Source organism: Austwickia chelonae NBRC 105200, from assembly GCF_000298175.1.
GTDB lineage: Bacteria > Actinomycetota > Actinomycetes > Actinomycetales > Dermatophilaceae > Austwickia > Austwickia chelonae.
Map to the genome: position 1 here is coordinate 200,944 of NZ_BAGZ01000008.1, position 14,320 is coordinate 215,263.

Below are 14,320 nucleotides of genomic sequence, written 5' to 3' on the forward strand. Positions count from 1 at the left end.
GTGAGTGCGGCGGCCGGTGTCAGGGATGTTCGTGGTCGAAGGGTCCGGCGAGGCAGAAATGGTTGCCTTCCGGGTCGGCGAGGACATTCCACCGGCCGCCGTTCATGCGGACCTGTTCGACCATGGTGGCGCCCAGGGCGAGGATGCGTTCGGTGTCCGAGATGAGGTCGTCGGTCTGGATGTCGACGTGCATCCGGTTCTTCCCGGGAGTCGGTTCGGGCACGTTCTGGAAGGACATGCGGGGTGAGCTGTCGAGGACGACGTACTCGTCGGCATCGTGGAAGACCGGAGCGTGCAGTACAGCGCCCCAGAACTCGGCGAGATTCTGGGCGTCGTAACAGTCGATGACGACATAGGCGATGGACACCATGTGCTTCAGCCTAGTGAGGCCGGTACTTCTCCTGCCAGGAGTTGTCTTGCCCATCAACCATTTCGATAGAAATATGCCCTCTTTTGTCGAGAGATCCGTCGGAAGTCGTGCGTGTTTTCGCTCATGGTTCATGAGCGGTAGCCGGTGTCCGTAGAGTGGACGTTTCCGAAGGTTCTCTTCGGTTTTCTCCGTCACAGGAAGTCCGGAATCGAGCACGACCGAATGCCGGATATGGGGTTTCTCCCCCCTCTGTGGATGGGTGGTCTTCCCGATTTGTAACCTCCGGGCCGAGGCTCGGGAGGGGAAACAGGAAGGACGTCCGGTGAATCTCGTTCGGTCCGGGCAGCGGTACGGGCTAGCCTGGAGGCGTCCGCTCGCATCAGCGGTCGGTCTTCGTGAGCTCCGGTGAAGGTGTGATTCGTAAAGTGCCTACTGGCAAGGTGAAGTTCTTCGACGAGCAGAAGGGCTTCGGCTTCGTGTCCTGTGACGACGGCGGCGATGACGTTTTCGTCCCAGCGAAGTCCCTACCAAGTGGCGTGACGGGTCTGAAAGCGGGGATGCGTCTGGAATACAGCATCGCTGCGGGGAAGCGGGGCACTCAGGCGATGCAGGTCCGGGTGCTCGACCCGGCGCCGTCGGTGGCCGCGGCCCAGCACGCGAAGCACCGGCGTTCGGCCGAGGAGATGACCGTCATCACGGAGGACCTGATCAAGATGCTGGATCGGATGAGCAACGGCTTCCGCCGCGGGCACCACCCGGACCGCAAGGAAGCTCAGAAGGTGGCTGCCGTTCTGCGGGCCGTGGCCACCCATCTGGACGGAGCGTGATAGCGGTGGCCGTCAGGCATGACACGATTCTGGCCTCTGCGGTGGACCAGGCGCGATCGGCGGCATCCGATATCGCCGATCCTGGCACCGTGGGCGAGCACCTGGGCATGCGCATGGATTCCGAGCGTCTGGCCACTCATCTCTTCGTGTGCACGGCGCCGGCCTACCGCGGGTGGGCCTGGGCGGTCACGGTGGCCCGGATCGCCCGTAGCCGCCATGTCACCATCTGCGAGACCCATCTCGTGCCGGGTGAGGAAGCCCTGCTGGCTCCGGACTGGATTCCTTATGCCCAGCGTCTCGAACCGGGTGATCTCGGTGCTGGCGACGAACTTCCTTACATCGAGGACGATCAGCATCTCGAACAGGGTTTCGAGGCCACGGGGGAGGAGGACGTCGACCGGACGGCTTTCCACGAGCTGGGCCTGGGACGGCGCCGGGTGCTTTCCGCGGAGGGGCGGGAAGCAGCGGCGCAGCGTTGGTACGACGGCGACCACGGCCCTTATGCGTCCGTGGCTGAGAAGGCGCCCGAGAAGTGTTCCAGCTGCGGGTACTACCTGCCGATGGCCGGGACGATGCGGGCGGTCTTCGGGGTGTGCGCCAACGCGTGGTCCCCGAGCGACGGTCGCGTCGTGAGTCTCGATCACGGGTGCGGTGCCCACAGTGAGACGGATGTGGTGGCCGATCATCCGGTTCCGGTGAGTCGTCCTCTGGCGGACGACATGCTCTGGGATGCTCTGGCCGAGGAACGGGTCTGAATTCCCTGGAAGGGGAGAGGCCTTCGGCCGTCAGCAGGATCGGCTGACCGTCCGGACGAATGTATGGAGCAGGCGTCCATCATGTCGGGAAGCCGACTATTCTGGGGTGTCGAGAGCTGGTCGTCCTGCTGAGACGAGGGAAACGATGCCGCTACCACGCGATGACGAGTCTCTGCCGGACAGGGACGTCGATAACATCCCTCTCGAGCCGTTGGCGGAGCTCCTTCATGAAGAGTCACGGGCCGGTGACCTCGCCGGGTTGGCCCGGCAAGGACTCGAGCTCCGCCTCGCCTGTCAACAGATAGCCCGTCGGGTCCGTTATGAGGCCCAGGCCGGCTCGGTGGCCCCTCACCAGTTCGCGGTCCTGGCCCGTCTGGAGGAGGGTGACCTCCCGCCCAGCGAGATCGCAGAGCTGGAGAGGGTGAGCGCGCCCAGCATGACCCGTACGGTGAAGAAGCTGGTGGACGAGGGCTATGTGCACCGCACCCAGCATCCGACGGATCGGCGGGTCGTCCTGGTCGGGTTGACCGATACCGGTCAGGCACTTCTGGACGAAGCACGTCATCGTCGGGATCTGTGGATGACTTCACGGTTGCGTCAGCTCGAGGAGGAGGACATCGCCCTGGTCCCAGAGCTGGCTCGCATTCTCGGCCGGGTCGCCTCTCTGTGAGCCTGTTCTGGCAGATGTGCGGCAGGTGGGGGTCGGCGCCTTCGCTCCGACGGACAGGGGGCGGCGTCGCGTCTGGGGGAGCCGGGCTAGGGTTCGCTCTGGAACGACAGGACTTCGGCGCTCGGGCGCTGTGACGGTGGCGAAGATAGGTGTGATGTCATGAGGCCCTCGACCCGACGGGTGATCGTGTGGCTGGCTTTGGCCGGGATATTGGCCGTGTCCGTGATCGGTCCTGCGCTGCCTCGGTGAGACTGGCCCGTGCTCAGTTGAGTTCGTCGACCACGTGGTCGATACAGGCGGTCAGCGCGCTGATGTCATCGGGGTCGATCGACGGGAAGAGCGCTATTCGTAGTTGGTTGCGGCCCAGTTTGCGGTAAGACTCGGTGTCGACCACGCCGTGTGCGCGGAGGACCTTGCTCACGGTCGTCGCATCGATCGCCGGTTCGAGGTCGACAGTGGCGACGACCTGACTGCGTTCTTCCGGCCGGCGGACGAAACAGGTGGTGTAGGAGCGTTCTTCCACCCACTGGTACAGACGGCGGGCGTTCTCTGCGGTGCGTTCGACCGCCCAGGAGAGTCCTCCTCGGCCCAGGAGGGTACGGACCTGCGCATTCATGAGGATCAGCGTCGACAGGGCGGGGGTGTTCAGGGTCTGGTTCTTGGCGGAGAGTTCCACGGCAGTGGCCAGGCGCAGGGAGGACGGTATCCAGCGGTCGGAGGCGTCGATCTCGGCGATGCGGTCCAGGGCGCGGGGAGAGAGAACTGCGAACCACAGGCCGCCGTCGGCGGCGAAGTTTTTCTGGGGGGCGAAGTAGTACGCATCGGTCTGGGAGAGGTCGACCGGCAGCCCGCCTGCCGCACTGGTGGCATCCACCAGCACGAGGGTGTCCTCGTCGGTGTCGGAGGGTCGGGTCACCGGTGCAGCGGCTCCGGTGGAGGTTTCGTTGTGCGGCCAGGCCAGGATGTCGCTGACGCCGTCGGCCCGGGGGAGAGCTATCGAGCCTGGTTCGGCGGCGTCGACGACGGAGGCGGAGAGAAAGGGCGCCGAGCGGGTGACCTCGGCGAATTTCGAGGAGAACTCCCCGAAGACGCCGTGACGGGCCTGTCGGCGCACCAGGGAGAAGGCTGCCGCGTCCCAGAAGCTGGTGGTACCGCCGTTGCCGAGGGTGACCAGATATCCGGGTGGAGGGTCGAAGAGTTCGGACAGGCCGTCGCGTAGCTCCGCGACGAGGCGGAGAACGGGGGGTTGCCGGTGCGAGGTACCCAGCAGGGGGGAGTCCACGAGTTCGTGGACGTGCTCGGCCGGGATCAAGGACGGGCCGCAACCGAATCGTCCGTCCTGGGGCAGCAGGTGCCGGGGTATACGGATGCGGGTGCCGGGGTCGTCCATCGGGTCATCCTCCCCCGGCTCGGGTGGGATCGGGGCGTGAGGAGGTCTCTGCCCGTTCAACGGTCGAAGCGATGCGCCGGCGGAAGCATGTCCCATCCGGGGACGGCTTCGGCGGAGCGGGGAGACGGGCCTGCGTATTGGGCCACCGGCCGGATCGGCCGTTGTAGGGCTTTCTGCTCCAGGATGTGGGCGGACCACCCTGCCGAGCGTGCACAGGCGAACATCGGGGCGAACAGTCGCGGGGGTACCTCCGCGCCGTGCAGGAGGACCGCGACCCAGTACTCCATGTTCACTCCGATGCCCTGGTCCGGATGGCGTTCGGCGAGGACGTCCAGGGCATCGGCTTCGAGCCGGGAGGCGATGTCGAACAGGGGTGCTTCGAATCGGCGGGCGAGTTCTCGGATCGCGGTGGCCCGGGGATCTTCGCCGCCGTAGACGCGGTGTCCGAAGCCCATCAGCCTGATGCCGCGGTCGAGGAGCCCCCGGACGTAGGTCTGTGGGTCTCCGTGGGCTTCGGCCTCCAGGATCATCCGGAGTGCGCGGGAGGGCGCTCCGCCGTGGAGGGGCCCGCTGATGGCTCCGACCGCGCCGGAGAGGCAGGCGGCGACATCGGCCCCGGTCGAGGCGATGAGCCGGGCGGTCATGGTGGACGGGTTGAGGCCGTGTTCGGCTGCCACGGTGAAATAACCGTCGAGTGCGGCGACATGGCGGGGGTCGGGTTCGCCGCGCCATCGGGTCATGAAACGTCCGACGACCGTCTCGGCTTTGCCGATCTGGTGCTCCGGGACGACCGGAACGTCGGCGCCGCGCGCGGACTGGGCGATGAAGGACATCGCCATGGTGGATGCACGTCCCAGTTGTTCCCTGGCCTGGTCGATGTCGATGTCGTGCAGAGGTCGGAACCCCCAGACCGGAGCGAGTTGTGCCAAGGCGCTCTGGACGTCGACCCGGACGTCTCCGGTCCGTACCGGTAGGGGGAACTGCTCGGCGGGGGGGAGCCCGGCTCCGAAGTTCCCGCTGACGAGGAGACCCCAGACCTCACCGAAGGTGACTTTATCGACGAGCTCACGGATATCGACTCCGCGGTAGCGCAGGCAGCCGGAGTCGTGGTCGGCTTCGGCAATCGCTGTGGTGAAAGAGGGCGGGGTCTCTGGGGGGGTGACCATGTTGACCATTCTTCCTGACGGCGGGCCGGACCTTCAGGGGCTGTGCTCAGGTTGTGATGAGGCGGGTTCCGCCCGGTGGCTCTAGGAGATGACGAAGGGCCGGGTCCGATGGAGGACCCGGCCCTTCGTGGACCGGTGCCAGGTGTGATCCGGTCCGGGCGCTGGCTGCCAGGGGGTGCGCCAGCGCCGCCACCGTTGGTCGTGACCCAGCTCGGGGGTCCTAGGCCACGGCCAAGCGGTGTGATTGAAATCTAAAACAGGCAAGAAAGACGAATCAAGTCTTTGCCCAAAACTGATGCGGCTCAGCATGTTCGGACTCCCTATCTGCATTTTTGCTGGATGTGGGAGGCCGGGGAGGCTCCGGTTCGGGCTCCTGGCGGCACTGTTGTATCCCAACGGAGGGACCCTCTGGGATGCGGCGCGGGCGATCTGCGGGTGGCCTGGGCGGGGCGGGAAATGAACAGAGGTCGGAATCGGCCGTCCGACCTGAGAGGATGGCGGGGTGACCGAGCTGATCGACACCACGGAGATGTATCTGCGGATCATCTTCGAACTAGAGGAAGAGGGGACGGCTGTCCTTCGTGCGCGCATCGTGGACCGCCTGGGGCACTCCGGCCCGACGGTTTCGCAGACGGTGGCGCGGATGGAGCGAGACGGCCTGTTGGCCGTGCAGCCGGACCGGAGCTTGCTGCTCTCGGAGGAGGGACGTCGCCGCGCGACCAGGGTCATGCGAAAGCATCGGCTCGCGGAGCGGCTGCTGGTCGACGTCATCGGGTTGGAGTACGAGCACGTCCATGCGGAGGCCTGCCGCTGGGAGCATGTCATGAGCGACCGGGTCGAACGTAAGATCCTGGCGCTTCTGGACGGGAACTCGCAGAGCCCCTACGGCAATCCGATCCCTGGGCTGGACGAGCTGGGGGTCGAACCGGGCAAGGAGGTGCGTGCCGTCGTCGTCCCGTTGGCGAGTCTGCACGATCGCCGGGCCGGGCATGTGGAGGTCCGACGGCTGGGTGAGGCCTTGCAGGACGATGCCGAGATCCTGGGGATGCTCCAGGAGGTCGGTGTGGTGCCCGAGGCGCATGTGTGCGTCTCCTGGTCTGACGAAGGCTGGAGGATCGGTTCTTCGCCGGAGTCCGATCTGGTGATCTCCAAGGATGTGGCGGCCCAGATCTGGGTCACGCTCCCGCAGCGTTATCTGAACGAGGAGTGAGGGCGTAGACGCGTCCTGTCGAATTCGACACCCATATATAACGTCGCCCCGAGGGTTCCCTCGGGGCGACGTTATATATGGGTGGGTGTACGCCGGGCGCTGGCTGCTCTCCAGGGTGGCAGCGGAGTCATCCGAGGATGCTGCGGGTGGGGTGTGGAGCGCGTCTCGGAGCCTGTTTTCGACCCCGGGGAGACGCCTTGTGACGTAGTTCACATTCTCAAGTGACCCGGGGGTGAGCTGCGAAAACGCCGAGACGAACCTGAGTGTTCAGACGGTTCCTTGATCGTGTTGTGATCCGAGCGTGACATTCGGGCGTCTGTCCCTGTAACTTCGTCTCGTCGCCCACCCCTGGGGTGACCCTCACGACGGAGCGCCGAGTCCTGCCAGCCGTTGAGGGGTTCGCACGTCACTACGCCTTGGCAGGAGCGGGGGACCCATAGTGGTCTCTAAGAGGCCTTGGGGTGAAGTCGCGAACCCTTCGATTGCGACCGGGCATTCTCCTGCCCGAACCCGACAGCTCACCTCGCAGGCGGCTGGAGAGGTTATACCCCGTGTCTAAGTACACTGTCGGGCGCCACCGCGCCCCCGGTCGTCTCAACCCGGTCTCGTCCTTCTCATCCGCCGTGGCGCGAGGTGCCCGTCCTGCTGTTGCCGCTACCGCGACGGTTGCCGCCGCCGGAAGCATGGCCCTGGCTGGTACCGCGAACGCTTCGCCGACGGCTCCCAACGCGGTTGCCGCTGAGGCTGTCGTTCTTACCGGTGGAGCAGTCGACACCACCGTTTCCTACGGCCTCCCCGTGATGGCAGCTGCCGAGGAAGCCAGTGAGGCCTCCAGCGGCTTCGCTTCCGTGGCGCTGTCCAACCGCGCCAAGCCGCAGGCCGAGGTCGCGGAAACCGCCTACGACTCCCAGGGGCAGTCCAAGGGCCGCGCCGGGGCTGTCAAGTCCTACTCCGGCGCCAAGGCCAAGGGCGCGATGAACCCTGCACCCAAGGGCAGTGTTCTCGGCGTGGCCGCCAGCCTCTCCGGTATCCCCTACCTCTGGGGCGGTACCACTCCTTCCGGCTTCGACTGCTCCGGCTACGTGCAGTACGTCTTCCGTCAGGCTGGGATCTCCCTGCCGCGTACCTCCGGCGCACAGCGTGCAGCCACCACCCCGGTCTCCAACCCCCAGCCGGGTGACCTGGTCTTCTTCGGTACCTGGCACGTCGGCATCTATGCCGGTAACGGGATGATGTACGACGCTCCCACTGCCGGGCAGACCACGGGTCTCCACAAGATTTGGAGCAACAACGTCAGCTACGGACGCGTCGGCTGATCTCTCAGACTTCACATAACGTGAGTGGTGGTGGCTCGACAGCCTTATCTGTCGGGCCACCACCACGTTCAAAAAAGCCTCTTCGACGGGAGAGGTCCCGCTGATCGGCTCACTGCCGGATGGTGTGGAAGATGCACAGGGGCGTCTTCCTGCGCCGTCCGGCAGTTAGCACATGCAGCCGGCGACGAACCCCAGTCCCGCAGCGAAAAGACTCGCTGCATAAGAACCCAGAGCCAGGAGAAGCGCAGCTTTCCTCCGCTCGTCGACCGCCAGCCGTACCGACTCGACACATGCGGTCGAGAACGTGGTGTATCCGCCGAGGAATCCGACAGCCAGCAGCGGTCGTAGCTCTCCACCCCCCGATCCGCCCTGGCAGGTCCACCAAGCTGTCAAGAAGCCCAATGCGCACGACCCGGACACATTCACACACAGGGTGCCCAGCGGGACGGAGCAACTGGACCGTGAGGTCACGGCCCCGTCCACTACGAAACGGGCCATCGCTCCCAGGCCGCCCGCCACGGCCACCGCAACGATCATGAGATGGGTTCCCCTTTGCCCTGCGAGGAATCGCCTCGCCATGAAAAAGCGAGGAATCCGACAGCCGCCGCTGCCGTCCCCCCGATCAGTGTGATGACGACGTAGAGCAGAGCGGTTCCCCATCTGGCCTCCGCGCCCAGAAGCAGACTCTCCACCACGAAGGTGCTGTACGTGGTGAACCCGCCCAGGAAACCGGTGCCCACGGTCAACCGCACCGCCCGATAGGCCCCCCTGTCGGGCCACAAGGCCAACCTGCCCAGGAGAAAACCCAGCGCCAAAGCTCCACACAGATTCACCGCCAAGGTGGCCCACGGAAAACTGCCCGGCAGCACCGGGAAAGCCTGGGCGATCGACGCCCGCGCCGCAGTGCCCAGACAGCCCCCGGCACCGACTCCCAGCAGGAGAAGCCACCGCCGATCAGCAGCCGACGGCGACGGAACCACCATCATGCCCTCCCGCACCTCGAGGAAGTCTTGCTCCGAACACACCTGCGACCGGCTAGCCTCGTAACGATCAGGTCGACCTGATGACCATCGGCCAGGACGAGGAAGGCGTACGCATGGATCCCGGAACCGTACGTTTCCTGCACACCAGCGACTGGCAACTCGGTATGACCAGACACTTCCTCGAAGGCGAAGCCCAATCACGTTATGCCGGCGCCCGATTGGACGCCATTCGGGCCATCGGACGGACCGCGCACGAACACCGGTGCGATTTCGTGGTTGTCGCCGGAGACGTCTTCGACTCCAACTTCCTCGGATCGCAAACCGTACGACGGTCCCTGGATGCGCTGCGCGCCATCGACGTCCCCGTCTACCTGCTTCCAGGAAACCACGACGCCCATAACGCAGCCACGATATACCGCTCCGAGATCTTCCTCCGAGAACGACCGGAACATGTGCACGTCCTCGAAAATCCCGGCCCCTACCCGGTCGCACCCGGAGTGGAACTGATCGCCGCCCCGCTGACCTCGAACACACCCATCGCCGACCCGACCGCGAATGCGCTCGCTACCGTCCACCCCGATGGAATCCGTCGGATCCTGGTGGCCCACGGCCAGGTCGACGTGATCAACCCCGACCGGCGGGATGTCGCCGCGATCAGACTCGGCGCCCTCGAAGAAGCCCTGGCCGAGGGCCGGATCCATTACGTGGCCCTGGGGGACAGACACTCCAGACTCTCCCTGGGCGACACCGGATCCGTGCACTACAGCGGGACACCCGAAGTGACCGACTTCCGCGAACAACTCCCCGGAGACGTACTTCTGGTCGAGATCTCGCCTCAAGGGGTGGCGCAGGTCGAGGAGATCCACGTGGGTCGGTGGGTCTTTCGCGATCTGCCCTGGGAGGTCAACGGAAGTGACGATCTGGACGACCTGGACGAGGAACTCTCGGGCCTTCCCGACGCCGACCGCACCGTAGTCCGGTATGCCCTGACCGGCACCCTGAGCCTGTCTCAGCACGCCCGTCTCCAGGATCTCCTGGAACGTCACGCCGACCGGCTCGCCGGTTGCTACGCGTGGGAACGGCACTCCCACCTCGCGGTCTACGTCGACGGCGCCGAGCTCACCGACATCGGTGTCGGAGGCTTCGTCGACTCGGCCGTCGCAGAACTGGCGACGCAGGCCGAGAAAGAAGGACCGGAAGCAGACGTGGCCGGAGACGCCCTCGCGCTGCTCTACCGACTCGCCAAGGCAGGGGAGCGATGAGGATCCACCGGTTGAAGGTCTCACACCTCAGAGGACTCCAGGAACCGGAGCCCCTGACCTTCCCGGACAACGGCTGTTATCTCCTGACCGGTGCGAACGAAGCCGGGAAATCGACCCTCGTCGAAGCGATCGATCTCCTGCTGGACGAGAAAGACAGCAGCACCAAAGCGAAGGTGCGCGCGGTGCGGCCGATCGGCCAGGACGTCCCCACCGCGATCGAAGCAGAATTCAGCGCAGGAGAGTACCGCTTCGTATATCGCAAACAATGGTTCAAGCGGGCCGCGACCGAGCTGCAGATCCTCAGCCCCCGCGCCGAGCATCTCACCGGTCAGGAAGCCCACGAGCGGGTCCACCAGATCCTGGCCGAGACCACGGACATGGCGTTGTGGAAAGCGCTGAGGTTCATGCAGGGCAGCGCGCCTGACCAACTTGACCTCACCGCCAGCACCGCACTTGCCGCAGCTTTGGACCGGGCATCGGGGACGACCGCCGAGGCAGGTGGAGATGCCGACACCCTCGTCTCGGCCGCCGCAGCGGAGTACGCCCGTTATTTCACCCCCGAAAGGATTCGGCCTACTGGCGAACTGGCCCGTGAACAGCGGAACGCCGAACAAGCGCGCACTCTGAAATGCGCTGCCGACGACGCCGTGCGGGAAGTGGAGGAGGACGTCGCGCACCATGAACGGCTCGCCCGAGAACTCGAGGAGACCACCGCACGTTGGCAGACCACCCGTGACGAGCTCGACTCCAGCGAACAGGCTTGGGCCGAGATCACATCCGTGGAAGAAGAGCTCGCCGACGCCACGTCCCGTGTAGAGGACGCGGCCAGAGAGCACCGTCACGCACGAGAACGCCTCCAAGACCGTGAAGAGCTGCTCGCTGAACTGGCCCAGCGACGGCTCACCCACGAACGACAACGGGAAGATCTCCACGAGTTGGGAGAAGAATTCGCACGGTCGCAGGAACGTCAGACAGAAGGGCAACGGAAGAAGACCGAGCTCGCCGAGCGGGCACGTGACCTGACCCGAACCCTGGACCGGATCGCTCGTGCCGACGAGTACGACCGTGCCTCGAAGGACGTCATCGCGCTGACGAATGCGGTCACCCGGGCCGAAGAAGCGGACCGTACCAGATTGAGCGCAGTCAGGGAGCTCGCCGAATGCCGGGTCGACGAGGAGAGCTTGCGGGAGATCGAACAGCTGGCCGCCCAGCTCGATCTCGCTCGGGCTCGTCGCGATACCGACAGCGCCCACCTGGCCGTGACCTCGTCAGCCGACGGACAGGAGATCATCACCGGATCGACCTCCCAGAGGCTCGACCGTGACGAGGAACTCGTGCTCACCGTCGACCACGAACTCGTCGTGGAGATCCCCGGGCACGTCCGACTCCGGTGGACTCCCGAAAGCGCCGCACAGGAACGCGCCGACGCGGTGGCAGCGGCCGAAAGGGCTCTCCAACAGGCCTTGGAACGGGTAGGGGTGCCGACCCTCGACGCGGCTCGTGACTCCTGCCGACGACACGGCGAAGCCTCGAACACGCTGAGCCGGGCGCGAGAACGACTCGAGGATGTCCTCGAAGGAAAAGGGATCGGCGACCTGCGCGATCGTCTCGTCGAGGCCGAAGGACGACTGGCCGCCCTGGCCGGACACGCTTCGACCGACCGGCAGGACACCGGGCCAGCAGATGACCTCGTCGATACCGGTAGCGGTGAGACGGCGGACATCACCGCATTACGCGCAGAACTCGCCGCGCTCGAGGACCAACAGCGCCTGCACGACGTGCACCTGACAACCGTCCAGGAAGAAACCTCAGACCTGCGGGACCGACATGCCCGCGCGGACTCGCTCCTCGGTGCCGCGCACCAGGAGCTGACCGCTGCCGAAGCACGACTGGACAAGGCCAGAGAACAGTTCCAGGACGACGACCTGGCCGACGCCGCCACCCGAGCCGAGGACATATGGCAGCACGAGGTGGCCCGACGACGACGCCTGGAGGAGAAGCTCCACGCACTGGACGCCGACACCGTCCGTCGCCTGCGTGACTCCGGGAAGGAAGCCCTGAACGGGGTGGAAAGGCACGCCGCCGCGCTACGGGAAGACCGGGTGCGGGTCGAGGCACGCCTGGAACAGGCCGGGCGCCAAGGACGCTACGACACCTTGGAGAAAGCAGGAAGCGAACTCGAACAAGCCGAACGCAGACTCGCCTCGGTCACTCGCCGGGCCGAGGCCGCCCGGCTGCTGCACGAAACCTTGCAGAAACACCGTCAGGACGCGCAACGGGCCTATGCCCGGCCCTTCGCCGAGGCACTGCGACATTTCGGGACCGTGGTCTTCGGGCCCGACCTCGGACTCGAAGTCGACGAATCGCTACGGGTCGTGGCCCGCGTCCTCGGTGGCCAGCGGGTGCCCTTCGAATGTCTGTCCACCGGGGCCAAGGAACAATTGGCGATTCTCACCCGGCTGGCCGTCTCCACCCTGGTCGACCGGGGCCAGGGAGTACCCGTCGTCATCGACGATGCACTGGGCTATTCCGACCCGGAAAGACTGCGCCGGATCGTGGCAGCGTTCGGGCTGGCCGACGACGTGCAGATCCTCCTGCTGACGAGTTCACCGACCCGCTACGCTGGGATCGCCGTCGGGGGCCAAGCGCGTATCGGAAGATGACGACATGCCTGGGGTCGAGAGACCTCCGGATCGTCACCGGGAAGGCCCGGCCGGTCACCGGGCAGCGACGACTCCTGCGGGGAGGAGCTCGGGAAGTCGACGGCGCAGGATCTTGCCCGAGGCCGAACGTGGAATCTGCTCGACGAAGGCGACCCCGGCCAGATGCCGATGCGGCGCCGTCCGATCAGCGACATAGCAGAGCAGGCCCTCCTCGCTGGGGCCGACGCCGGCACCGACATGGCGCACGATCAGCGCGAACGGCCGCTCGTCGTCGATGTCGTCGCCCCGGACCCCGGTCACCGCGACATCGCGGACACCCGGGTACTCGTGCAGCAGATGCTCCAACTGCGTGGGCGACACCTGGTATCCGCGGTTCTTCAGGACCTCCTTCATCCGGTCGACGACCCGCACACAACCCTGGGCGTCGACGGTCACCAGATCGCCGGTGTGGACCCACCCCTCGTCGTCGATCATCTCCGCGGTGGCCACCTCATCCCCCAGATAACCGACCATCGCATTCGGACCGGCGACCAGGAGCTCACCCGGCCCGGCAGTGGCATCTCCGGCAGGTGGCGGAACATCCACCCCGGTGGCCGGGTCGACCACTCGGAAACGGATCCCCGGCAGTGCCGTACCCACCGATTCGACAGGCATCTCCGCGCCACGACGCATCACATGGGTGACCGGGGACATCTCCGACAGCCCGTACCCTTGGAGGACCTCGACCTCCAGACGGTCGGACAACACCCGGGCCACCGACGGGTCGAGAGCGGCGGCACCACAGACCACCGTGGTCAGCGAAGACAACTCGTCAGGCACCACCTGGGGGTGGGTGGCCAGCAGAGTCGCCACCGGAGGGACGACGAAGGCGAGCGTGATCTGCTCTTCGCGCACCAGCCGCAAGACCTCTGTGATCTGGAAAGAGGACATCGTGACCAGGGTGTCTCCCCTGACCAGCCCGCCGAGCAAGGTGGTGGACAGGGCGTAGACATGACTGAAAGGCAGGAAGGCCAGCGTCCTCTGCGGCTCTGGGAAATGGACCGCCGCATTGAACTGCAGGACGTTCGCCGTGAGCGCCCGATGGCTGAGCATCACCGGCTTGGGCAACCCCGTCGTCCCACTGGAGAACGGAAGACAGACCGGATGGGTGGCCAGATCCAGATCATCGGTGACCAGGTCGACCTGCCCGTCGTCGCCTGCCGACGCCAGGAAGTCCGAATAGGCCGTGAAACCGTCGTGGACAGGGCTCGGCAGATCGTCCCGGGCGACGACCAGCACCGGAGAACCTGCCGCTGCCATCGACGACGCACCGGGCCCGGCCGCAGCCCACACCGCGGCATGGGTGACCAACATCATGGCCCCCGAGGTCTCCACATGGGCGATGACCTCCTCAGCCACCGACGAGGTCGAGACCGGTGTCACCGTCGCGCCGGTAGCCGAGACCGCCAGGAGAAGGACCGCGAACTCCGGGCAGTTCGGCAGATGCACCGCTACCACGTCGCCGGAGCCGATGCCGAGCCGGGCGAACCCGGAAGCCGCCCGATGCACCTGAGCGATCAGTTCCCCGTACGAGAGACTCCGACCGGTCATCCCGTCGACCAGCGCCGTCCGATCAGGATCGTGCCCGGCCAGAGCAGCCAGCACGAACTCGTCCAACCGGAGATCCGGGAACGCGATGTCGGGGTCAGAGCTGGCGTATTCCATGCGG

General features: G+C 65.9%; 13 protein-coding genes and 1 riboswitch. Of the genes, 7 read left to right on the forward strand and 6 right to left on the reverse strand.

The window, feature by feature from the left end:
* Window positions 1-19 precede the first annotated feature (19 nt).
* Window positions 20-370: a VOC family protein gene (locus AUCHE_RS07545; RefSeq protein WP_006502689.1), complete on the reverse strand. Its 351-nt coding sequence runs from the start codon at window positions 368-370 to the stop codon at window positions 20-22.
* Between the two features lie 425 nt (window positions 371-795).
* Between AUCHE_RS07545 and AUCHE_RS07550 the strand changes: the two genes are divergently transcribed.
* The 3 genes from AUCHE_RS07550 to AUCHE_RS07560 all read left to right on the forward strand — a co-directional run bounded on the left by AUCHE_RS07550 (window position 796) and on the right by AUCHE_RS07560 (window position 2,622).
* Window positions 796-1,197, forward strand: a complete 402-nt coding sequence (locus AUCHE_RS07550) for a cold-shock protein (RefSeq protein WP_006502690.1) — start codon at window positions 796-798, stop codon at window positions 1,195-1,197.
* The gene (locus AUCHE_RS07555; protein WP_006502691.1) at window positions 1,194-1,952 is read left to right on the forward strand and encodes a DUF3027 domain-containing protein; all 759 of its coding nucleotides are present in this window, start codon (window positions 1,194-1,196) and stop codon (window positions 1,950-1,952) included. The genes AUCHE_RS07550 and AUCHE_RS07555 overlap by 4 nt, the downstream gene beginning before the upstream one ends.
* Window positions 1,953-2,163: 211 nt before the next feature.
* Window positions 2,164-2,622 (forward strand): MarR family winged helix-turn-helix transcriptional regulator, encoded by a 459-nt coding sequence (locus tag AUCHE_RS07560; RefSeq protein WP_174270523.1) that lies wholly within the window; start codon window positions 2,164-2,166, stop codon window positions 2,620-2,622.
* 262 nt (window positions 2,623-2,884) lie between these two features.
* On the opposite strand, the gene serC is transcribed toward AUCHE_RS07560, so the two are convergent.
* Together serC and AUCHE_RS07570 are read right to left on the reverse strand one after the other, a co-directional pair.
* Window positions 2,885-4,012: a phosphoserine transaminase gene (serC, locus tag AUCHE_RS07565; RefSeq protein ID WP_006502693.1), complete on the reverse strand. Its 1,128-nt coding sequence runs from the start codon at window positions 4,010-4,012 to the stop codon at window positions 2,885-2,887.
* A 56-nt stretch (window positions 4,013-4,068) separates the two neighbouring features.
* Window positions 4,069-5,178: a citrate synthase 2 gene (locus AUCHE_RS07570; RefSeq protein ID WP_006502694.1), complete on the reverse strand. Its 1,110-nt coding sequence runs from the start codon at window positions 5,176-5,178 to the stop codon at window positions 4,069-4,071.
* 502 nt (window positions 5,179-5,680) lie between these two features.
* On the opposite strand from AUCHE_RS07570, the gene AUCHE_RS07575 reads away from it, so the two are divergent.
* Entirely contained in the window at window positions 5,681-6,388 is a 708-nt protein-coding gene (locus tag AUCHE_RS07575) for a metal-dependent transcriptional regulator (RefSeq protein WP_006502695.1), read from the forward strand.
* 402 nt (window positions 6,389-6,790) lie between these two features.
* Window positions 6,791-6,934, forward strand: a riboswitch (cyclic di-AMP (ydaO/yuaA leader).
* A 5-nt stretch (window positions 6,935-6,939) separates the two neighbouring features.
* Window positions 6,940-7,704, forward strand: coding sequence for a C40 family peptidase (locus AUCHE_RS17725; protein WP_040321837.1), 765 nt, complete (start codon window positions 6,940-6,942; stop codon window positions 7,702-7,704).
* Between the two features lie 165 nt (window positions 7,705-7,869).
* Here AUCHE_RS17725 and AUCHE_RS07585 read toward each other — a convergent pair whose 3' ends face one another.
* Both AUCHE_RS07585 and AUCHE_RS07590 read right to left on the reverse strand, forming a co-directional pair.
* A complete protein-coding gene (locus tag AUCHE_RS07585; protein WP_006502697.1) occupies window positions 7,870-8,241 on the reverse strand; it encodes a fluoride efflux transporter FluC in 372 nt (123 codons plus the stop codon).
* Window positions 8,238-8,690 (reverse strand): fluoride efflux transporter FluC, encoded by a 453-nt coding sequence (locus AUCHE_RS07590; protein ID WP_074788458.1) that lies wholly within the window; start codon window positions 8,688-8,690, stop codon window positions 8,238-8,240. Before AUCHE_RS07590 ends, AUCHE_RS07585 begins: the two co-directional genes overlap by 4 nt.
* A gap of 77 nt (window positions 8,691-8,767) precedes the next feature.
* Here AUCHE_RS07590 and AUCHE_RS07595 point away from each other — a divergent pair, with 77 nt between their 5' ends.
* Window positions 8,768-9,949 carry a metallophosphoesterase family protein gene (locus tag AUCHE_RS07595; protein ID WP_245706778.1) on the forward strand — a complete coding sequence of 394 codons (1,182 nt, stop codon included), beginning with the start codon at window positions 8,768-8,770 and terminating at the stop codon, window positions 9,947-9,949.
* A gap of 11 nt (window positions 9,950-9,960) precedes the next feature.
* Complete coding sequence (locus AUCHE_RS07600) at window positions 9,961-12,612, forward strand: AAA family ATPase (protein ID WP_162137230.1); 2,652 nt, start codon at window positions 9,961-9,963, stop codon at window positions 12,610-12,612.
* A gap of 54 nt (window positions 12,613-12,666) precedes the next feature.
* Here AUCHE_RS07600 and AUCHE_RS07605 read toward each other — a convergent pair whose 3' ends face one another.
* On the reverse strand, window positions 12,667-14,316 hold the full coding sequence (locus tag AUCHE_RS07605) for an AMP-binding protein (RefSeq protein ID WP_006502701.1): 1,650 nt from the start codon (window positions 14,314-14,316) through the stop codon (window positions 12,667-12,669).
* Window positions 14,317-14,320 lie beyond the last annotated feature (4 nt).

Bases quoted from the DNA above. Each gene is read 5' to 3' on its own strand.
- AUCHE_RS07545 (WP_006502689.1), bottom strand. From the start codon at position 370: ATGGTGTCCATCGCCTATGTCGTCATCGACTGTTACGACGCCCAGAAT.
- serC (WP_006502693.1), bottom strand. From the start codon at position 4,012: ATGGACGACCCCGGCACCCGCATCCGTATACCCCGGCACCTGCTGCCC.
- AUCHE_RS07570 (WP_006502694.1), bottom strand. From the start codon at position 5,178: ATGGTCACCCCCCCAGAGACCCCGCCCTCTTTCACCACAGCGATTGCC.
- AUCHE_RS07585 (WP_006502697.1), bottom strand. From the start codon at position 8,241: ATGATCGTTGCGGTGGCCGTGGCGGGCGGCCTGGGAGCGATGGCCCGT.
- AUCHE_RS07590 (WP_074788458.1), bottom strand. From the start codon at position 8,690: ATGATGGTGGTTCCGTCGCCGTCGGCTGCTGATCGGCGGTGGCTTCTC.
- AUCHE_RS07595 (WP_245706778.1), top strand. From the start codon at position 8,768: ATGACCATCGGCCAGGACGAGGAAGGCGTACGCATGGATCCCGGAACC.
- AUCHE_RS07605 (WP_006502701.1), bottom strand. From the start codon at position 14,316: ATGGAATACGCCAGCTCTGACCCCGACATCGCGTTCCCGGATCTCCGG.